Raw genomic sequence first — 21,058 nt, forward strand, 5'->3', positions numbered from 1 at the left:
CATATTTATGTAGATGCAATATGAATTGCAGAGGTACCCATTTAATGAAGGCCAACAAACGATTCAAAAATAAAAAGACGACCTACCTTGCTAGGAAGTCGTCTTTTTCATATGGATATGAGGTTGATTCTGATTGCCAATTTTTAGTTGAATCAGGACCATAGCTAGAACGATGATAATCATGCCAATAATCGCAACTGAAAAATTGCCTGTGAAGTCTCGTACTAGACCAACAAAAAATGGACCCAGGGCAGCGAATACGAAACCAACTGATTGTGTCATGGCTGCCAGGAAGCTTGCCTCGCTCATATCCTTGGCCTCATCGATAGGTAATGTTAATCCTAATGAGAATAGCCCACCTGCACCAATGCCAATCAACATACTACTTAACCAAGGATTATAAGAAAACAGTAGCATCAATAACCCAATTAATTCTAATGATGAACTGCTGATTAGCCATACAGCTCGATGCTGAAAACGATTATTTAAGATAGGCACTAAAAACGTGGCAGGCATTTGGGCGACGGTTAATAGTGTCAGCATCATGCCAGCATCGTGTTTGCTGTAGCCCATATTTTCAGCGATTGGTGGTAACCAAGCCATTATGGTATAAAACATGAAGGCCATTAAACCAAAAAAGCCTGTTAAAAGCCAAGCCTTTTGATTCGTTAGCATGTGCTTCACATTTATACCAGTACTAGATGGTTTAGCAGCGCCTGATTTTTGTTCGACTGGTTTCCACCAAAAGACTAAAGCAATCAGGGCAAGTATAGCCCATGAAGCGGCAGAAGCTTGCCATGAATGAAAGAGATTGCTCAATGGGATGGAAAGCCCTGAACCAAGTCCAGCGCCTACAACAAGTGCTAACGAGTAAAGACCGATTACACGAGACGGATTCGAAAACTTCTCCTTAATATAGCCCGATAATAAAGGACCCGCTATAGCAATACCAATGCCTGATAAAAAAGCCGTAACTAGCATCACCCAGGCAGAATAAGCAAAAAATCTTGCAGCTGTTGCTAGTCCAATAAGAATAAGGGAGTAAGCAATGGCTCTCTCAATGCTCCAACGATTGGCTAGTTGTATCGCAAAAGGAGCAAACAAGCCCATACATAGCACAGCTAAAGATGTTAATAAACTTGCAGTAGCCGCACTCATATGTAAAGATTCGCGGATGATGCCTAACAAAGGTGAGACCGAAGTAATCACAGGACGTAAATTAAATGAAGCTAAAATAATAGCGATAATGGGTATAATTGTTTGCTTTGCATTCATGTTATTTCAACTCCGATACAATTCATAGTAAGTTCAAATTGAAGTCTATACCAACCAAGATGATTGAACAATACTATTATTACTATTACAATAATAGATAAAAACTATGATTGGGTGTGATCGGTGTGGAAATACGTCATTTACACTATTTTATGGCAGTCTGTGAGGAGTTACATTTTACAAAAGCTGCTGAGAAACTTGGCATTTCTCAGCCAACATTAAGTCAGCAAATACGCGTGCTTGAGGACGAGTTAGGTATGCCATTGTTTGATCGGATTGGAAAAAAGATTGTTGTAACAGAGGCTGGCTCTCTATTATTTAGCTATGCTACGGAAATGCTCACAACATTACAAAATGTTAAAGATGCTATCAATGATTTACAGGAGCTGCAAAGAGGACAAATAAGTGTTGGTATTATGCCATCTGATTTAGATTATCGGATTACACAGCTTGTCATTGACTTTCATCAAAAATTTCCGAAAGTAAAACTGAAGATACTGGCTTCTATTGATATTATGCGGCAGGTTCTTGAAAATGAAGTGGATATTGGCATTGGGACGAATGTGGAGCCAGATGATCGTTTGGTAATCATTCCTTTACGTAGAGAGGAGTATGTACTGACCGTTTCACAGGAGCACCCATTGGCGAATCAAACCGCTATCACCATTGCTGAATTGAAAGGCCTGCCTATGGTGATGTATCCAGAAGGCTTCTTTGGCAGAGAGATTGTAGAGGAGGCTGTAAAAAAACATGGTTTTCAGCTTCATTCTATTCTTGAAACAAGCTCTGTCACGTCGATTATGAATCTTGTCCATGCCAATATTGGTGCGACAGTGCAACCATACCATCTAATCCAACAAATAAATGATCCTACTTTGTGTAGTATACGTATTTCAGATGGAGCACCTAGCCGTAGCTTGTCTATCATTTACCGAGTAGATCGCTATGTCAGCCAAGCAACAACAGCATTTATTAAACAAATTAAAGAATATTTCAAGGCTTGAAGCAAACGGTTAAGAAGATAAATTGCCAAATAAAGTTCCTTTTTTTGGTGAGATTACATATACTATTTATAAACCGACAGTCAGTCTAATTTATGTAGGGCAAGATATGAAGCGTGTAAAGTTTCACTTGTGCCTACACTTTTTTTACATAAATAATGACCGACAGTCGGTCTAATAAATTAAAGAGGTGGTCATTAAATGGAAATAACAATAACAGAAAAGGGCTATTCGAAAGATTTTTTTATAATGGTAGTTGGGCAAATTATTTCTATTTTGGGCTCTGCACTTTTAAGATTTGCTTTGTCACTTTTTGTGTTAGATATGACAGGACGCGCAGATCTTTTCGCTTTGCTTTTTGCTATTTCATGCCTACCTATTTTACTTACGCCATTTGGTGGTGCTATAGCAGATCGATTCAATCGACGTAATTTAATGGTCCTATTTGATTTTATCAGTAGTGCTATTGTCTTTATTTTCTTTTTCGTGTTACTGACAGACAATCATTCCGTGTTATCGATAGGGTTTGTTATGGTGCTGTTATCACTTGTCAGTGCAATGTATACACCAGCCGTAATGGCTAGTATCCCTATATTGGTTAGTGAACAGAAACTAGAGCAAGCCAATGGCATTGTCAACGGAGTGCAGGCTTTGGCAGGTGTGACTGCACCTGTACTAGGGGGAATTTTATATGGTGTGCTCGGCCTAAAAATGCTGGTCATTGTAAGTGGTTTTTTATTCTTCTTTACAGCTATTGTAGAAATGTTTATGACGATTCCCTTTATAAAGCGAGACTACGATGGGCATTTGGTGCAAATATTAATGAAGGATATGAAAGAAGGCTTTACCTATGTCGTGAAGCAAACATTTATTTTAAAATGCACGCTACTAGCTGCTTTATTGAATTTATTATTGACACCGCTTTTTGTTGTGGGCGTGCCGATTATCCTTCGCGTCACAATGGAAAGTAGTGATGCATTATATGGAATAGGTATGGGTATCATTGATTTGGCAACCATTTTAGGAGCATTAACGATGGGCTATTTTGCACAAAAGCTTCGTATTCACAACCTCTACATTTGGGTGTTGCTGTCGGCATTATTAGTCATTCCTATGGCGATGGCTGTGTTGCCTCGAATGTTACTAGTAGGCTATTATCCTTCATACGGCATCTTTATTGGGTGTGCCGTTGTGATTGCGATGATGATGACGATCATTTCCAATTACGTGATGACCCTTGTCCAAAAGCAAACACCAAATGATAAATTAGGGAAGGTCATGGCAATTATGATGGCAGTATCACAATGTATGGCTCCACTTGGGCAAATAGGGTATGGTATGTTGTTCGAGGTCTTTCAAGGTAGGATTTATATACCTGTTCTCATGATAGCTGTATGTGTACTATTGTTAGCGTTCATAACGAACAGAGTATGGCGATTTGAGACTAAATGATTTGTTATAACAAAGAAAACCACCTTTTTAATGGTAGTTTTCTTTGTAAAGCTTAAAATCTTCTCGCTCTATGACGCCTCTGCCTGTTAGTAGGAGCCTGCGTAGGCAAGAATGGGAAGAGAAGTGGTGGCCTAAACTGTGCATTATTGCCTACATGGACAGCCAGCGATTCCTTTTCACTCGTAGGAGCCGCACTCTCTTCCTCCTGTGCTATGGCGTTTAATAGCGGTGCTGGAGACTCGTTATGATGTGTAGTACTGGTAGTTTCAGTAGGATTTGTTGTAGCAGTCGCTTCTTGATGTTGTGCTGGATGTTCGATGGCAGCATGTGGCTGCTGGACTGCATGGACGTCTTTCATGACGAGGATTGGCCGCATCATATCATGGTCCTCGTGCTCAAGGAAGTGACAATGCCACATATAATGACCAATATGATCTTTCCAATGCATAATAATTTTCGTTACCTTACCTGCATCAGCTTTCACTGTATCCTTCCAGCCTCGCTCATAGTCACGTGGCTCCTCAGGTGGCCCTGTGAATTCTATAATGCCTTCATTTTGATAAAGTTCCAGATTAAAGGGTCTTCGCTCCAAAATTTTAAATTGAATGAGATGTAAGTGAATAGGGTGAAGAAAAGGTGTAGCATTAATAAAATTCCATATTTCCACACTATCTAAAGATGGTTTTTCTGTTGCTGGGTCATGGTACATACGGTCATTTAATAATAACATGGGGCGTCCAAATTCATCAGTTGTAGCTGTCAAGGGCAGTTGTCTTTCAATATGTGCATGGTGTGTATGGAGATCCATCGTAACGGCTAGCCTTTCAGGAATATCACTTGTATCTTCACATTTTAAAGGTACTGTGACTCTAAACTGCATAATGACATTTGTGTGTTCATTACTGAAATCTGTATCCGCATTGATTAAGGTGATTTCCTGTCCCGCACAGTTTGAAAAATCGATAATCACATCTGTACGTTCTGCTGGCAACAACTCGACAGATTGGATCAGTTGGGGGGCGGATAAGAAACCGCCATCTGTACCAATTTGAAACATTGGCTGACCATTTGACAGGCTGATAACATAGCCCCTCCGATTGGAACCATTAAGAAAACGAAATCTATATTTACGTGGCTCTACATCTAAGTAAGGCCATAATTTTCCGTTCACTACGATTGTATTACCAACAAAACCAGGTGTAATGGAGGGGTGAACGGGGACTGGGAATGGTGGTTCATCAGGATAAAACAACGAACCATCCTCATTAAAGGATTTATCTTGTATTAAAACCGGATATTCGTAGTCTCCACATGGTAAATTAGCGCGTTCCTCAAGTGCATCTCTCAGTAAATAAAAGCCTGCTAATCCTGCATAGACATTTAAACGTGTTAAGGCCATTGCATGGTCATGATACCACATGGTAGTGCCAGGCTGATGATTTGTATATTCATGTATTTCCTTATTAAATTTTGGCCCAGTATGCCGATAGTCTCTTGTGTACCATGCTTCTGGATGACCATCACTCTCCCAATCCACATTGGCGCCATGTAAGTGAGTGACGGTTCTTACCTCTTGAGAATCGTTGGCGGCATGAAGTGTAAAATCTACGGGCAAAAAGTGCTGTAAGGGTAGCTGATTTTTATATTTCACGTAAATGGTTTTGTCTTTAGTAGCTTCAATGGTTGGTCCTGGATAAAGCCCGTTATAGCCCCAAATGTATGTTTTGGGGAAATGCTTATGAAAACGGTGCTCGCCTTCCATCATGACTAATTCATAATAATCATTTTTTTGTTGCCCTCTACTATATTTGGGTTTAGCTATCATTGGTTTTGGAAGTTCATCTACAAATTTTGGAATAGTTGCTGGATCAGAAGGGTTAATTTGCATACTCACAACATCACGTCCTTTTTCAATACTTAAAATGGCTAATTATTTCATCATATGGGTAAAAACAATAGGTAACGGGGACAATGATGGAGAAAAGTGTGTGAAGGCATAAAAATTTAACGACAACTATGAATGGAAAGCGATGATTCATTTTGAAGGTGTAGCGCAAGAAAAAGATGGTTGGACCTAGTAAGAGATTTTGAAATGCAGGAAATAGTTGGTTATCTAATGAAAAGGGCGGACGGAGTGAATAAATATACCTTATAATTGAGAAAGCACAAAGTGTATAGGGCTTGGAGAAGTGGTGAAACGGTGAAATTAACATTAGAAGAGTTAAATAAAACGATTATGGAAATGCGCACGAAGGGGTTTTTAACGGAAGCATTAAAACTAGCGGATCAAGGTCTTTTAGTCGCATTAGAGAGCGAAAATTATGCATATGTATTGGATTTGTACTATCAAAAAATACTAGTTCACCATTCTTTAGGTGACACATTAAGCATGGTCAGTCTTATGCATGATTATGAGGCGATTTGTCAAAAATATGGTTCTAGCAAAGATTTAATGCATTATCATTTAATCATGTCTTTAATCTATGACTTGGTAGGCATACGGGAAAAAACAGTAGAGATGACGAAGAAATCGATCGACTATGCACAAGAGTTGCAGGACGCCATCATGCTTGTTCGGTGTCATAATAATTTATGTTATTTAGAGGTGGAGAAGGGCTGTACGAAGGAAGCACTTCAAGCAGGGCTTTTAGCTAGAACATATAATCAGTCCTTATCTAAGACAATGCCCGATCTTGCAAAATTACATGATATTCGTATTAATAATAATTTAGCAGATGTTTATATTTTAGAAGGGGATTTTAAAACGGGGAAGGCCTTGCTGGACAGCACGTTATCCTCTGACATTATTCATCAGCATAAACGCGAAAAAGTAGCTGCGTTGTTTGGCTATGGCTTTTTATATGAAAAGCAGCAAAAGTTTGAAGAAGCCGTCCCCTATTATAAAAAGGCTGTAGAGCTTGCTAAATCCTACGGGGATAAACCGACAACGAAAAAAGTCATGCGTTTACTGTTAGATGTATTGTATCAATTGAATTGGCGGGATGAAATTTTTGATGTACAGCGTGAATATATTGATCTTACAGAAAAAATGAGTGTTGCGAATTTACTACAGCAAGTCATGAATTTGGAATTTAAGCGTCAAAAGGAGAAGCTTGAGAAAAAAGCCCATTATGATCCATTAACAGGCGTGTTAAATCGTCATTTTTTGGATCATGAGCTACATGAATGGTTAAACATAGCCGAAATGACGCAATCATATGTGTGTATTACGGTACTAGATATTGATCATTTTAAATTGTTTAATGATATGCATGGTCATCTGTTTGGGGATATGGCTTTACAGCTTTTAGCCAAGGGCTTGAAGAACTTTTTACAGAAGGAAGATGTGAAAATTATTCGGTATGGCGGAGATGAATTTATCCTTTGTATCAAGCATCAACAAAAGGACTATATCAAAACACTTGTCAACAACACGCATGCTTATTTACTCACTTTAAAGCTAGAACAAGAGCATCAAAGCTATCCGTTAAAGGTGAGTATGGGTGCTTGTGTCAACGATCAGCAAAATTATCAGTATAAAGAGTTGTTTGAGCGAGCAGATAGCTGTTTGTACGAAGCGAAAGATAATGGCCGTGCCAGCTATGTTCTGTGCGAACTATCATAAATTTACGCATTCCTATTTACTTGGTTGAATAGGAATTTTTCAATGGAAAAAAATTCGCTATACCAATCATTTGAAAACGTTATTCTAGCAACGTACAATATATGAAATTAGGAAACACGACAGTACAAAATTGTTGTATAATGTTGTGGTATGAGGAAAGAAAGCAGGTTGACAAAATGGAAAGCAAAATGAATGGTTATACAGTGATAGACATACACAAGCTTCAGCTATGTGTTATGCCAAAACAGCTCGATAGGAAACATAAGGTGAATAGATGAAAAACTGGTTAATTTTCATTTCTGTCTTTATTGTTTCATTGTCACTTGTCATTAGCATTTTAGTACTCTGGAAAGCCGAGGCTCCGTTCCGTTCAATTGAAGAGAAGGCTGAACAGTTGGCACTCGATGCCAAAGCCCTCGCAATTGTCTCGGAGTCCTACACATATAATGGCAAACATTCGTATGTTACTGTGTTCGGGGTAGACGAATACGGTGATAAAAAAGCTGTCTTTGTTCCAACGAATCTAGATGAGGATTCCATTCAGGAAGTGTTATTAGAAGATGGTATTACGGAAAAGCAAGCATTATCGGTTTTTAAAAATGAAGGAAATGTACAAAAAGTCCTCCACATGAAATTAGGTTATGAGGAACCTGGCGCTGTTTGGGAGATTACCTATCTAAACAACCATGATCAGCTCAACTATGTCTATATCATGTTTAAGGATGGCGACTGGTGGAAGCGCATTACGAATTTATAAGAGGAGTAGATCCCGGATGAAAAATTTATTAGCAACACGTGTAAAAACTTTAACACCATCTTCAACATTAGCTATTACTGCGAAAGCAAAAGCATTGAAAGAGCAAGGTATTGATGTTATTGGTCTTGGGGCTGGTGAACCAGACTTTAACACACCTCAAAATATTTTAAATGCAGCCATTGATTCAATGGAAAAAGGATTAACAAAATATACACCTGCTGGCGGACTTCCAGTTTTGAAAAAAGCTATTATTGATAAGCTTCAACGCGATAATAATCTTGCCTATCAATCAAATGAAGTCATTGTCGGCGTAGGGGCAAAGCATATTTTATATACGCTATTCCAAGTTATTTTAAACGAGGGCGATGAGGTTATCATTCCAATTCCTTATTGGGTGTCTTATCCAGAACAAGTGAAATTAGCTGGTGGCGTACCTGTATATGTTGAAGGTACACGTGAACAAAGCTATAAAATTACAGCGGATCAACTAAGAGCAGCTGTGACAGATAAAACGAAAGCTGTTATTATCAATTCACCTAGCAACCCATCAGGCATGATTTATTCTCGTGAGGAGCTAGCAGAGCTTGCAGCTGTTGCAGAAGAAAAAGATATTTTAATCGTGTCAGATGAAATTTATGAAAAGCTTGTATACAATGGTATTGAGCATTTTTCAATTGCACAACTTTCTGATGCAGTGAAAGCACGTACAATCGTTGTAAATGGTGTGGCAAAATCTCACTCTATGACAGGCTGGCGTATTGGGTATGCTGCAGGTGACGCAGACATTGTTAAAGCAATGACTGACCTTGCATCACATTCAACATCAAATGCGACAACAACAGCACAATATGCAACTGTGGAGGCGTATAATGGCCCTCAGGACGCAGTAGAAGAAATGCGTCAAGCATTTGAATCTCGTCTTGAAAAAATTTATCCACAGTTAAGTGCAATTCCTGGCTTCCATGTCTTAAAACCACAGGGTGCATTCTACTTATTACCAGACGTAGCAGAAGCTATGGCTCACACTGGCTATGATTCAGTAGATACATTCGCTGCGGATATTTTAACAGAAGCAAACGTAGCAGTGATTCCAGGCTCTGGCTTTGGTGCACCAACTACAATGCGATTATCCTATGCTACATCTTTAGAATTATTAGAAGAGGCAGTCCGTCGTATTGATGCATTTGTAAAATCAAAATGGCAAGACTAATCCCTCTAGTCGACTTTGGAGGATTTCTATGAAAAAAATTATGATTAAAGATATGCCACAGCATATCGGTGAAACAGTCAAAATTGGCGTTTGGTTAGCTAACAAACGTTCAAGCGGAAAAATCGCGTTCTTACAGCTACGTGATGGTTCTGGCTTTGTACAGGGCGTTGTCGTGAAAGAAGAAGTAGGCGAAGCAATTTTTGCTACGGCAAAAGGAATGACGCAAGAAACGTCTATGTACGTTACGGGCGAAGTGAAAGCTGACGAACGCTCAAGCTTTGGCTGTGAGCTTGCTGTAACAGGTATTGAGGTACTACATGCAGCAACAGATTTCCCAATTACACCAAAAGAACATGGTCCTGAATTTTTAATGGATAACCGTCATTTATGGCTACGCTCTCGTAAACAGCATGCCATAATGAAAATCCGTAACGAAATTATTCGTGCCACATATGAATTTTTCAACAATAATGGTTTTACAAAAATGGACCCACCAATTTTAACAGGATCTGCACCTGAAGGTACTTCAGAGCTATTCCATACAAAATATTTTGATGAAGATGCTTATCTATCTCAATCTGGTCAGCTTTACATGGAAGCGGCTGCAATGGCGTTAGGAAAAGTATTCTCATTCGGTCCAACTTTCCGTGCTGAAAAATCTAAAACACGTCGTCACCTAATCGAGTTTTGGATGATTGAGCCTGAGATGGCATTTGTAGAATTTGAAGAAAACTTAGAAGTACAAGAGCAATATGTAGCGCACATCGTACAATCCGTACTGGCAAACTGCAAATTAGAATTAGAGCGACTTGGCCGTGATACATCGACACTTGAAAACATCAAAGCGCCATTCCCTCGTATTTCGTATGATGATGCGATCAAACTTTTACATGAACAAGGCTTCGACGATATCGAATGGGGCGATGATTTTGGTGCGCCACATGAAACAGCTATTGCGAATTCATTTGACAAACCAGTATTTATTACTTGTTACCCAGTAGGCATTAAACCATTCTATATGCAACCACATCCAGAGCGTGATGATGTTGTCTTATGTGCTGATTTAATCGCACCAGAGGGTTACGGTGAAATTATTGGTGGTTCTGAGCGTATTCATGACTATGAATTATTAAAATCACGTTTGGAAGAGCATAATCTATCATTAGATGCTTATGCATGGTATTTAGAGCTTCGCAAACATGGTTCTGTCCCACATTCAGGCTTTGGTCTTGGATTAGAGCGAACTGTAGCATGGATTTCTGGCACAGAGCATATCCGTGAAACGATTCCATTCCCACGTTTACTGAACCGCTTATATCCATAAGCTAATCAATTTAAAAGTCGCGTAGTGAAATATCTACGCGGCTTTTCTACTTACTAAAGAAGGAGTCTGGAGAAACATGAACGTAAATAATCATCGACTCCGTACATGGACTGAGCAGAGAATGATTCCCATTCCTCAGCTTTTTTTTCAGTTTTATAAGGAGTTAAATATGGAAGATGAAGAGGCACTCATTGTCATGCACTTATTAGCCTTTCATATGGAAGGGAATGATTTCCCAACACCTAATGATCTCAAAAATCGCCTCACAATGTCTGACCATGACATCACATCACGTTTACAACGCTTAATGCAAAAAGGTTTTCTTGAAATTTCACGCGATGTTGATGCGGGAGGCAAGCTATATGAAAAATATTCCGTGTACCCACTATGGGAGCGCATTGTGCAGATGATGGATATGAAAGAGCAGCAAAAAACGGCAGTGACACTTCGACAAGAAGAAGGCGAGCTATTCCGTCTATTTGAAGAGGAAATGGGGCGTCTTTTATCTCCTTTAGAGCTTGAAAAAATAGGATGTTGGCTTGATGAGGACAAGCATAGTCCAGCGCTCATTAAGGAAGCACTAAAGGAGGCTGTCTTTGCTGGGAAACTGAGTATTCGTTATATTGATCGCATTTTATTAGAGTGGAAAAAGAAAAATATTACGACACCACAAGCCGCACAAAAGCAAAGCGAGCAGTTCCGTGAGAAACAGACATTTAACAGAGCACCAGCGCGGACAGCTCAACAAGAAACAACGCAACCAACGAATAAAGTACCATTTTACAATTGGTTAGAGGAAAGAGAATAGAGGGGGCATCTGGTTTGTTAACAAAAAAACAGTGGGAGCATTGTCTGGGAGAGATGGATCGAATGTTTCCCGATGCACATTGTGAGCTCGTGCATGACAATGCCTTTGAGCTGACGATTGCTACATTATTATCCGCACAATGTACAGATGTACTAGTCAATAAAGTAACGAAAACATTATTTCAAAAATATAAAACGCCAGAAGATTATTTAGCGGTATCCTTAGAGGAGTTACAGCAGGATATTCGTTCTATCGGTCTTTATCGTAATAAGGCAAAGAACATTCAGGCATTATGTCAACGATTGCTCACTGAGTATGGTGGTGAAATACCTGCAACACGTGAAGCACTTGTGACATTACCAGGCGTAGGGCGAAAAACAGCCAATGTCGTGCTTTCCGTTGCCTTTGATATTCCAGCACTTGCAGTAGATACGCATGTGGAGCGAGTTTCAAAACGGCTAGGGCTCTGTCGATGGAAAGATTCGGTGCTTGAAGTAGAAGAAACGATTATGAAAAAAACACCTATGGACAAATGGTCGAAAACACATCACCAGTTAATTTTCTTTGGACGTTATCATTGCAAGGCACAAAATCCTGGGTGTCATGCCTGCCCTTTACTCGCTGATTGTCGTGAAGGTCAAAAACGCTTAAAGAAAGGCTTGGTGAAGGAAGCGTGAACAATGAGGCTATCGCAAAAGATAAAGTAGATGCATGGTTTGCTCAATGGTCAACCTTGCAAGCAGCGATCCATACAGCCCACGATGCGAGAAACGGTACAGCTAAAGGGCTAATGGAACAAGCCATCGAGCTATTTGAACAACTTGTACAGGCAGCAGGCGATGAGGTGCTACCGATCAATGGTGTTGAAAGACTTTCCTTTATTAAAGCCAAGCCAGGCCAATACGCATGCTACCGTCAGCTAGATGAATTATTCAAAGAAACCAAAAAGCGCACAGCTCGATTGCGAATTCAAGCTAGCAAAAGCTAGGAGTCGATAGAGCACCAAGATGCGGATAAAGTGCAAGAAGTGGTGGATAGAAAGTCAAAAGTAGCGGATAGAATGAGCAAAGTGATGGATAGAGCGCCAGAATTGATCGATAGAGCACTAACAAAGTGTTAAGAACGAATTTAAAAAGCCGAGAAGCAAATTGCTGCTTCTCGGCTTTGTGTTTATTCTGAGCTTTGGTCTTCTTCTATTGGGTTGGTTGGTTCGGTAGGAGGGGTTGGCTGTTGATTGCCATCATTGTTACCACTGTTGCTACCGTTACCGTTATTACCTTGCCCATTGCCATTATTATTGTTGTTATTGCCATTGTCGTCATTCCCGTTGTCATTGTCTTCTTGACCAGGATCTGTTGGTAAATCGATTTCTGGCTCATCTGGGTCTTCTGTTTCTAAATCTTCCTCAGGCGTACTTGTGATTTGGAAGGTAGTTGTGCCAGGTTCACTGCGTGTGCCATCTACAATGGCTACGACAGAGATTGTGTAATTACCATCTTCAAGCGTGTTGCCAACAGTTAAGCCTTTGCTGTCTGTTGTACCAAGCGTTATTGATTCTCCGCCATCACGTTTGGCAGTTACTTCAAATGAAGTTGGTAATGGTTCATCTGTTTTTGGATCTAGGATCGCATCATGTTCCCAAGAGATATTAATAGACTGTGCTCCTAAATCTAGGCTTGCTGATACATTGTAAGGTGTAGATAATTCTGGAGCCTCGTACACACTCGACACCTCTGTTGGTTCAGTACCACGAACGAATAGTTCTGTTTGACGTAGTTCGCTAGGTGTATAATCACTTGCTAATTTAAGTGGTTTAGAGCCGACTTCAATCGTTGCTTCTACAACGGTATTTGGCTTTTTAAAGCTTGTATTTTCAACATTTGATGAAATATCTTGCATAATTGATTTAAATAAATTTTGTGGTAATCGACGTTCTTCCCACGTTGTAATTGGATCAAAGTGTTTTTCATAACCACTCCAGATAGCAATGGAGTAGTTTGTTGTGTAACCCGCAAACCATGAGTCTGGTACACTTGTATTTGGTAAATTATATTTGCTAAAATCTTCTGCTGAGTAGTTGGTTGTACCTGTTTTACCTGCGATATCTAAGCCAGGTACATTGGCAGCAGTACCAGATGCATCTGGTTTATTGCCAACGACATCACGTAGCATATCTGTCACCATATAAGCTGTGTAATCGCTCATAGCCACTTTAGGCTCAGGTGTGTAATTTTTAGATGTTTTACCGTCACGGTAGACGATTTTTGTAATGGCATGTGGATCTGTATAGACCCCGTTATTGCCGAAAGCAGCATAGGAAGCAGCCATTTGGATAGGGGAGATTGTAATGGCACCTCCACCAATCGCATCTGACTCATATAGATTTTCCGTTTCAATTCCTAAACGCCCTACAAATTCTTTTGCTTTGTCAGTACCAACTTCTTGTAATGCTTTGACAGCTGGTACGTTACGTGATGCATATAACGCTTTACGTGCCGTCATGGCCCCCATATATCTGCCATCCCAGTTTGTGATTGTTTGTTTTGAATTTGTATAGTTCATTGGTTCATCGACAAGTGTTTGACCTGTAGACCATTTTAAATATTCAATTGCTGGACCGTAGTCAACTAATGGTTTCATTGTGGAACCAGGTTGATTTTTTGTTAGGTCATCTGCATAGTTGAAACCACGCTCAGCACCGTAATGACGACCACCACCAACGGCTTGAATGGCACCAGTCTTTGTATCGATGACAGCTACACCTGACTGAATTTCTTCAGTAGGGAAATTACTGTCGTCGTTCATTACGTTTTCTACAACTTGTTGGGCATTCGGATCAAGTGTTGTATAAACTTTAATTCCTTCTGCCATCGCTGTTCCATCACCATTATTTTCTAATTCATTAATCACAATATCGAGGAAGGCATCATATTTCGAACCTGCAAATGATTGACGTGTTGCATCATCCGCTAGACCTGATTGGACTTCCATTTGTTTTGCTTCTTCCATCTCAGCTTTTGTAATTTTTCCATGTTGATGCATTAAGCCTAAAACCGTATTACGACGTTTTTTTGCAAGCTCAGGGTTTTTTAATGGATTATAAGCATTTGGTCGTTGGACTAATCCTGCTAATAATGCTTCTTCATCTAATGTTAAATCTTTTAATTCTTTACCATAGAAATATTGTGCTGCTGTTCCGAACCCGTAAATACGACCCGACATGAGCATTTTATTGAAGTACATTTCAAAAATCTCTTCTTTTGAATACTTACGTTCTAGTTGGAAGGCTAGCCAAGCTTCTTGTGCCTTACGCTTTAGTTTTTTCTCGTTTTGTAAAAATGAGTTTTTGACAACTTGCTGTGTCAGGGTAGACGCACCTTGTGCACCAAAGCCATCACGGAAGTTTGCCAAAATAGCACCGCCTAGACGATAAAAGTCCATGCCGTGGTGCTCAAAAAAGCGCACATCTTCCGTTGCGAGAATAGCATTGACCATATCTTCAGGTATATCTTCATACTTTATATATTTACGGTTTTCAGCACCGATTGTAGCAAATAGTTCACCGTTTTTATCGTAGAACTCTGAAGAAACAGGGTCCTTTAATAATTCTTCATCAAGCTCTGGAGCTGTGCTTGCATAGTAGGCAAACAATCCAGCGCCTCCAATGAAGCCCGCCACACCGATTGCTAAGAGTGTTAAGAAAATACGTTTAAACCACGTCTTAGCAGGTGAAGATGATGTTGTTTTTTTCTTACCTTTTTTATTTTTTTCAGCGAGAGCTTTTTGGTGCTCTCCACGTGTTCGACGACGTTCAGTCATTCTTATTTCTCCTCACTTTCAGACCTGAAGCATGTTGCATCGATCCATTGTTGGATAATGGGTAAGTAATCGATACGTGGATAATAACTTGTAGGAATTTCATATGCCTCTTCTTCAATCGTTGAAAAGGGTATCGATTTACGATCGCCATTCTCCATTGCTTGCCAGGCCTTTTGTAAAACTTCGTAGGGCACAATAAAATATCGTTCAAAGGCAGAAAAGCGAACGATAATAAAAGCCATACCATTTTGTTCCGTCACTTGCTGCATATGGATCATTTGATGCTCATGAATATTTTTTAAGGGGAAGCTCGTTTTGGAAGCCGTTTCCTTTGCATCAAAATCTATATAATGCCCATTCCAAACACCATTGTAGTCGGTTGTAGAGGGTGTTCGAAAATATGCTTCACGAATAACAGCAGCACTTCGTGAAGGGTACTCTACTTTGACGATTTGCACAGGAACAGGTTTCTTATGAATGATAGCAAGTCGCCTTTTTATATAATAGTCGTTTGCTTCATTAATTTCATCTTCTAGAGTCTTGCCACGATTACTAAAAGACAAATCTTTGCTATTCCTTTTTTTTTCTGTTTTCTGTACAGACACATTCGGCGTATACAATTTTCCGTTTGGATAACGAATTGTCATTCAACTCACCCTTTATCATACTGCTTTTCTATACACTAGTTTACCATGTTTTAGCGGCTATTCTCTACCTCCATCAGTCATGTTATTGCTAATAGAATCGTAGAGAACAGATGGGAAGTAGAAACAAATTACGTCGAAAAATCACTAGCTTCTATTTTACTCGAATCGTCAAAATAACTGATTAATTTTAGTCATGAATTGGCTGAAAATATGTCCCTTTCAGATCTTTCATAGAAGACGTTTTTTTTAGGTTGAAGGTTCATTTTTAAAAATTTATCGAAAATCTTCTTCTTTCAGCTAACTTACGCTTATTTTGTCACGCTTGAAGGTAATTCTATACATACGAGGAATACTAAAGTAAAGCAAAGGAGGCGTTATATTGAACAAGTTAGAACAATTAGTTGCGCAGTTAGATCTGGTCAATCAATTACTTTTCACGAGAGTGTCCCTGGAAAACAATGCACATAGTTTGCACTTTTTTATGCAGCTTCAAGCGGTTAGCCAGAAAGTAAGCTTAGCAGAAAAGAACTGGCAAGTAAAGAATGCTTGTTCGCCTATTAGTAGTGAAAAATGATAGACTTTGGTACACTTATCTCATAAGCAATTGAACTAACACAATAGCATTAAAATTGATACATTATTTACCATGAAATAGCGGTGAATAAAGATCAAGAGCGTGATATTTCCATAGTTGCTTTGTTGGACAAAATATACTCACCATGTATATGCAGTGACTACGAAATATATTTGCTTATGCGTAATTGATGAGAGATGAGGTGCAAAATTGTTAGTGATTCAGCAAACATCCCAATTAATAGATGAATGTGAACAATGTGTTTTACGATTCTGGCAAATGCGTGAGGAAGATCGGACACCTGATTTTTTCCAAGAGGTGAAACCACACGCTGATGAAATTCATCAACTATTGAAGGAATGGCAGCAAGAGGCCAATACATGGATTCAAAAAAATAAACCGAAATATATGCATACGCAGCAAATTGCTTCAGTGGTAGAATCGATGGAGCAATTTGTTGTGCAATCTTTTTATAAAGAAACTAGTAAAAAACGTTTTTTAGATGCGACCCATTCTACCTCCTATACTTTAAAAACCTTTGAACGATTACTAAAGGAGGAGGAATCGAATGCTATCGAAGAAACGAACGATTAGGGAGCTTTTACAGGAATGGAGATACGATGAAGAATTAAAAGAGCGTATTTTACATTGGCAAACACTAGAAAGTCGACCAGCCAAATATGCACCTTTCCCAGGAAATTTACACCCATCCCTAGTGAAAGCACTACAGGCAAGGGGTATCGAGCAACTATATACACACCAGCGAGAAGCCTTTGATTTGGCGCAGCATGGTACATCTTTTACAGCGGTTACGCCAACTGCTTCGGGTAAATCCTATTGCTATCATCTACCAGTGCTGCAAAAAATAATAGAAGATAAAAATGCGCGGGCCATTTATTTATTTCCAACAAAGGCATTAGCACAGGATCAAAAAAATGATTTAAATGAACTCATTGAGCAAAGTGGCGAGGAAATTTTAAGTTATACGTATGATGGAGATACGGCGCCAGGCATTCGCCAAAAAGTTCGAAAGGCAGGGCATATCGTTATGACGAACCCCGATATGCTGCATTCCGGAATTTTGCCACATCATACTAAATGGGTCTCACTCTTTGAAAATTTGCAGTATATCGTTATTGATGAATTGCATACATATAAAGGGGTATTTGGTTCGCATGTTGCCCACGTTATTCGAAGACTAAAGCGTATTTGTGAGTTTTATGGTAGTAAGCCGGTGTTTATTTGTACATCAGCTACCATTAAAAACCCGAAAGAACTTGCTGAGCTTCTGACGAATGAATCACATGCACTAATTGCTGATTCAGGCGCACCTGTTGGCAAAAAAACCTTCCTTTTTTATAATCCACCAATTATTCATAAAACATTTGGGGTGCGTAGAAGTGCCGTGTTAGAGGTTAGTGATTTAGCCAAAAGGTTGTACATAGCTGGTATTCAATCCATCATTTTTGCCAAAAGTCGAGTACGAGTCGAGATGATTGTCACGTACTTAAAGGAGCTCACTCGCAATAAGCTACTCGATGAATCTGTGCGTGGCTATCGAGGTGGATACTTGCCCTCTGAGCGACGTGTCATCGAAAAAGGCTTGCGTGAGGGTACGATTCAAACAGTGGTTAGCACCAATGCATTAGAACTAGGTGTTGATATCGGTCAATTACAAGCTTGTATTATGACAGGTTACCCGGGAAATATTGCAAGTGCTTGGCAGCAAGCAGGACGTGCGGGAAGACGTCAGGATGAGGCATTGATTATATATGTTGCACAATCTTCTGCATTGGATCAGTATGTGGTGAATCATCCTTTGTTTTTGCTCGGTAGTACGCCTGAGGAAGCGCGTATCTATCCAGAAAATATGTTGATTTTAATGGATCATTTGAAATGTGCTGCCTTCGAGCTACCCTTTTCAATAGGCGATTCGTATGGAGAATATGACATACAGGAATTGTTGGATTACTTGGCGGAGGAAGGGGTTGTCTTTAAGACGAGTGACAAATGGCATTGGATGAGTGATCGTTTCCCTGCGCATGATATTAGCCTGCGCTCTGCGTCACAGGAAAATGTGGTCATAATTGATCTGTCCGTCCCTGCACAGACAAAGGTGATTGGAGAAATGGATCGTCATAGTGCCATGACCCTTTTACATGAAGAAGCCATTTACCTACACCAAGGTATTCAATTTCAAGTGGAGAAGCTCGATTGGGAAGAAAAGAAAGCCTTTGTCCGTGAAGTAGATGTGGATTACTATACAGATGCCAATCTAGCAGTCGAAATGAAGGTGCTAGAGGAGGATCGTAGCCGTCCCTATGGAGGCGGTACGATTAGCTTTGGCGATGTTGGCTTAGTCGCACAAGCAACGATCTTTAAGAAAATCCGCTTCGGCACACATGACAATATCGGTTCAGGCCCTATCCACCTCCCCCCAGATGAAATGCATACAAGTGCTTCGTGGCTTTCGTTCAATAGGGTGTCTCAATGGTCAGAGGCAGAATTAACGGATGCTATGGTAGGAGCTGCTTATGCGATGAACGCTTTTATCCCGATTTTTATCCAGTGTGATAGTAGTGATGTAGCAGTTGTGCCGCAAGTAAAGGCATCACACAATGAGTTACCAACGTTCTTTGTTTATGATAAGTATCCAGGTGGGATCGGTTTAAGTGAGAGAGTATTTGCACTATGGGAAGAACTGTTAAACAAAACGCTACAACATGTATCGAGCTGTCCTTGTGAATCAGGTTGTCCGTCCTGTATTGGGGCGCAAGATAGTTTAGAGCAAGGGAAGAAAAGAGTGATAGATCTTCTTCGAATGTTAAATTAAATAAAAAGGGCTTAGGGAATAAGCAAGTTCGTTCCTCAAGCCCTTTTATATTTTATAAATAGTATCATCTTATTTGTTAAAACGAGGGTTACCTACTACGCTTGTGGGAAGGAGGAAGTCGATTTGCTATTCGACCAAATGACACATTTTCTTTTTCATTTTCTTGATATTAAAATTTTATCAAGCAAGACGAAACGGCATTATCAACAAAGACTTGAGAGCCATTGCTTACTGTTTACCACAAAGGGGACTGCTAATTTGGCTTTTGGAAATCACCAACACAGGCTGCTTAAAGATAGTGTCTACCTTTGTCCTGCTCAGAGCGAGCTTATCTTAAAGGTGGATTTAGAGAAGTTAACTACCGTTTACCTTATTACCTTTAATGCTCTCCCACAGATGGAGGCGAAGACTGATAGAAGAGAAGAGATAAATCTTGAACAAACAGAAGAAATCATCCGTCTTTGTAACAGTCTAATGGCATTGGTTGAGAGTCCTATCAAAGAGGACATTTTATTAAGCCAAGCACATTTTTACTTGCTTTTACATACCATCACTCAGCATCGTAAAACCTCTAATAGAGACTTGCAACATATGTTAGAAAAAACAAAACAACATATGGAGTATCATTTTCAAGAAGCTATTCAAGTGAAAGATTTAGCCCAAATGATGAATATAAGTGCAAAATATTATATGGAACTATTTCGAAAACAGTTTGGTATTAGTGCCATCCAGTATTTAATGAATATAAGAATGGAAGCGTCTAAATGGCTTTTAATAAAAGGAGGTAAAACCCTTCGAGAAATTGCAAGTGAGGTTGGGTATAAAGACGAGTTTTACTTCAGTCGTCGATTCAAACAACAAATGGGTATGTCTCCCTCTCTATTTATGAAAAGTCGTAGAAAAAACATCGCTGTTTTAGATAGTTCCTTTTTTGGCTTGCTTGCACCACTACATTATATCCCCATTGCAGCACCGCTCCATCCAACATGGCGATTTCATTACTATAAGACTTTTGGCAATCATGTACCTATTCAGCTAGCTGTGGGCAGAACGCCAGCCGTTTTAAATGAAAATATGGCGTTACTTCTACAAGAAAATCTGCAATATGATTATATATTTTGCTTAGATAATGTGACGGATGAGCAGTTGACGATATTACAAAAGAGAGGCCATGTTTATCGACTTGCGTGGAGCAGTTTATCATGGCGTGAACAGTTGCTAGAGGTTGCAAAAATCCTAGATGCAGAGATGGAAGCAAGGAAATGGCTTATAGAATACGAACAAACTGTACAAGAGGCGGTTGCTAGCTTAGCGTACATTTGCCATGAGCGAAGTATGTTATTTTTGTTAGTGAGAGGGGATGAATGCTATCTGTATCAGGATAGAAGTATTCAAGAAGTTTTGCTGGAGGACCTAGGACTAAATGTGATGATCTCTGACACACAAGAACCTATTACAATTGGGCAATTATCTGAAATGAATCCAGATTTCATCATGGTACTTGTTTATGAAGACGAGGAATCGATGATGAAATGGGACGAGCTTCAATCAGATGAGCTGTGGCTTGAATTGAAATCAGTGCGAAATGATTCCGTCTATACACTTACTCATTTTCCATGGCGCGACTATGCTCCGTTGCCACATTTACTGATTGTAAAAGAAGTCATGCAATTGTTAACCGCAGATAGTTCATTATAAAATCCGCCTTTTCTACATGGACGCCAAAAGAACGC

At 39.6% G+C, this 21,058-nt stretch carries 17 protein-coding genes; 13 read left to right on the plus strand and 4 right to left on the minus strand.

Going from position 1 to position 21,058, the window contains the following annotated elements:
* Nucleotides 1-90: 90 nt before the first annotated feature.
* Nucleotides 91-1,275 carry an MFS transporter gene (locus tag NST76_RS07735; RefSeq protein ID WP_058845079.1) on the minus strand — a complete coding sequence of 395 codons (1,185 nt, stop codon included), beginning with the start codon at nt 1,273-1,275 and terminating at the stop codon, nt 91-93.
* A 125-nt stretch (nt 1,276-1,400) separates the two neighbouring features.
* On the opposite strand from NST76_RS07735, the gene NST76_RS07740 reads away from it, so the two are divergent.
* Nucleotides 1,401-2,279 carry a LysR substrate-binding domain-containing protein gene (locus NST76_RS07740; protein WP_342544910.1) on the plus strand — a complete coding sequence of 293 codons (879 nt, stop codon included), beginning with the start codon at nt 1,401-1,403 and terminating at the stop codon, nt 2,277-2,279.
* A gap of 198 nt (nt 2,280-2,477) precedes the next feature.
* Nucleotides 2,478-3,728: an MFS transporter gene (locus NST76_RS07745; RefSeq protein ID WP_342544911.1), complete on the plus strand. Its 1,251-nt coding sequence runs from the start codon at nt 2,478-2,480 to the stop codon at nt 3,726-3,728.
* Between the two features lie 52 nt (nt 3,729-3,780).
* Here NST76_RS07745 and NST76_RS07750 read toward each other — a convergent pair whose 3' ends face one another.
* Entirely contained in the window at nt 3,781-5,616 is a 1,836-nt protein-coding gene (locus NST76_RS07750; protein ID WP_271913558.1) for a multicopper oxidase, read from the minus strand.
* Between the two features lie 312 nt (nt 5,617-5,928).
* On the opposite strand from NST76_RS07750, the gene NST76_RS07755 reads away from it, so the two are divergent.
* The 7 genes from NST76_RS07755 (at nt 5,929) to NST76_RS07785 (ending at nt 12,440) form a co-directional block, all read left to right on the plus strand.
* Nucleotides 5,929-7,353, plus strand: coding sequence for a tetratricopeptide repeat-containing diguanylate cyclase (locus tag NST76_RS07755; RefSeq protein ID WP_342544912.1), 1,425 nt, complete (start codon nt 5,929-5,931; stop codon nt 7,351-7,353).
* Nucleotides 7,354-7,627: 274 nt separating this feature from the next.
* Entirely contained in the window at nt 7,628-8,110 is a 483-nt protein-coding gene (locus NST76_RS07760) for a DUF5590 domain-containing protein (protein ID WP_036118471.1), read from the plus strand.
* A gap of 16 nt (nt 8,111-8,126) precedes the next feature.
* Nucleotides 8,127-9,320, plus strand: coding sequence for a pyridoxal phosphate-dependent aminotransferase (locus NST76_RS07765; protein WP_036118468.1), 1,194 nt, complete (start codon nt 8,127-8,129; stop codon nt 9,318-9,320).
* A gap of 28 nt (nt 9,321-9,348) precedes the next feature.
* Nucleotides 9,349-10,644, plus strand: coding sequence for an asparagine--tRNA ligase (asnS, locus tag NST76_RS07770; RefSeq protein WP_036118465.1), 1,296 nt, complete (start codon nt 9,349-9,351; stop codon nt 10,642-10,644).
* A gap of 76 nt (nt 10,645-10,720) precedes the next feature.
* On the plus strand, nt 10,721-11,452 hold the full coding sequence (locus tag NST76_RS07775; protein ID WP_036118461.1) for a DnaD domain-containing protein: 732 nt from the start codon (nt 10,721-10,723) through the stop codon (nt 11,450-11,452).
* Nucleotides 11,453-11,466: 14 nt separating this feature from the next.
* A complete protein-coding gene (gene nth, locus NST76_RS07780; RefSeq protein WP_342535487.1) occupies nt 11,467-12,129 on the plus strand; it encodes an endonuclease III in 663 nt (220 codons plus the stop codon).
* Nucleotides 12,126-12,440, plus strand: coding sequence for a YpoC family protein (locus NST76_RS07785; RefSeq protein WP_036118455.1), 315 nt, complete (start codon nt 12,126-12,128; stop codon nt 12,438-12,440). Before nth ends, NST76_RS07785 begins: the two co-directional genes overlap by 4 nt.
* A gap of 182 nt (nt 12,441-12,622) precedes the next feature.
* Here NST76_RS07785 and NST76_RS07790 read toward each other — a convergent pair whose 3' ends face one another.
* Complete coding sequence (locus NST76_RS07790) at nt 12,623-15,271, minus strand: penicillin-binding protein 1A (protein ID WP_089933188.1); 2,649 nt, start codon at nt 15,269-15,271, stop codon at nt 12,623-12,625.
* 2 nt (nt 15,272-15,273) lie between these two features.
* A complete protein-coding gene (gene recU / locus NST76_RS07795) occupies nt 15,274-15,918 on the minus strand; it encodes a Holliday junction resolvase RecU (protein ID WP_058845086.1) in 645 nt (214 codons plus the stop codon).
* Nucleotides 15,919-16,297: 379 nt separating this feature from the next.
* On the opposite strand from recU, the gene NST76_RS07800 reads away from it, so the two are divergent.
* The 4 genes from NST76_RS07800 to NST76_RS07815 all read left to right on the plus strand — a co-directional run bounded on the left by NST76_RS07800 (nt 16,298) and on the right by NST76_RS07815 (nt 21,023).
* Nucleotides 16,298-16,492 (plus strand): hypothetical protein, encoded by a 195-nt coding sequence (locus NST76_RS07800; RefSeq protein WP_036118439.1) that lies wholly within the window; start codon nt 16,298-16,300, stop codon nt 16,490-16,492.
* Between the two features lie 216 nt (nt 16,493-16,708).
* Nucleotides 16,709-17,086: a YppE family protein gene (locus tag NST76_RS07805; protein WP_230593757.1), complete on the plus strand. Its 378-nt coding sequence runs from the start codon at nt 16,709-16,711 to the stop codon at nt 17,084-17,086.
* Complete coding sequence (locus tag NST76_RS07810) at nt 17,061-19,325, plus strand: DEAD/DEAH box helicase (RefSeq protein ID WP_340833911.1); 2,265 nt, start codon at nt 17,061-17,063, stop codon at nt 19,323-19,325. The genes NST76_RS07805 and NST76_RS07810 overlap by 26 nt, the downstream gene beginning before the upstream one ends.
* A gap of 123 nt (nt 19,326-19,448) precedes the next feature.
* Nucleotides 19,449-21,023 (plus strand): helix-turn-helix domain-containing protein, encoded by a 1,575-nt coding sequence (locus NST76_RS07815; protein WP_342544916.1) that lies wholly within the window; start codon nt 19,449-19,451, stop codon nt 21,021-21,023.
* The last annotated feature ends 35 nt before the right edge of the window (nt 21,024-21,058 follow it).

The sequence above is a fragment of the Lysinibacillus sp. FSL W7-1291 genome (assembly GCF_038593415.1).
GTDB lineage: Bacteria > Bacillota > Bacilli > Bacillales_A > Planococcaceae > Lysinibacillus > Lysinibacillus fusiformis_D.

Coding starts and splice junctions, on each gene's coding strand:
- NST76_RS07750 (WP_271913558.1), bottom strand. CDS start 5,616: ATGCAAATTAACCCTTCTGATCCAGCAACTATTCCAAAATTTGTAGAT.
- NST76_RS07735 (WP_058845079.1), bottom strand. CDS start 1,275: ATGAATGCAAAGCAAACAATTATACCCATTATCGCTATTATTTTAGCT.
- NST76_RS07810 (WP_340833911.1), top strand. CDS start 17,061: ATGCTATCGAAGAAACGAACGATTAGGGAGCTTTTACAGGAATGGAGA.
- recU (WP_058845086.1), bottom strand. CDS start 15,918: ATGACAATTCGTTATCCAAACGGAAAATTGTATACGCCGAATGTGTCT.
- asnS (WP_036118465.1), top strand. CDS start 9,349: ATGAAAAAAATTATGATTAAAGATATGCCACAGCATATCGGTGAAACA.
- NST76_RS07760 (WP_036118471.1), top strand. CDS start 7,628: ATGAAAAACTGGTTAATTTTCATTTCTGTCTTTATTGTTTCATTGTCA.
- NST76_RS07745 (WP_342544911.1), top strand. CDS start 2,478: ATGGAAATAACAATAACAGAAAAGGGCTATTCGAAAGATTTTTTTATA.
- NST76_RS07775 (WP_036118461.1), top strand. CDS start 10,721: ATGAACGTAAATAATCATCGACTCCGTACATGGACTGAGCAGAGAATG.
- NST76_RS07790 (WP_089933188.1), bottom strand. CDS start 15,271: ATGACTGAACGTCGTCGAACACGTGGAGAGCACCAAAAAGCTCTCGCT.
- NST76_RS07765 (WP_036118468.1), top strand. CDS start 8,127: ATGAAAAATTTATTAGCAACACGTGTAAAAACTTTAACACCATCTTCA.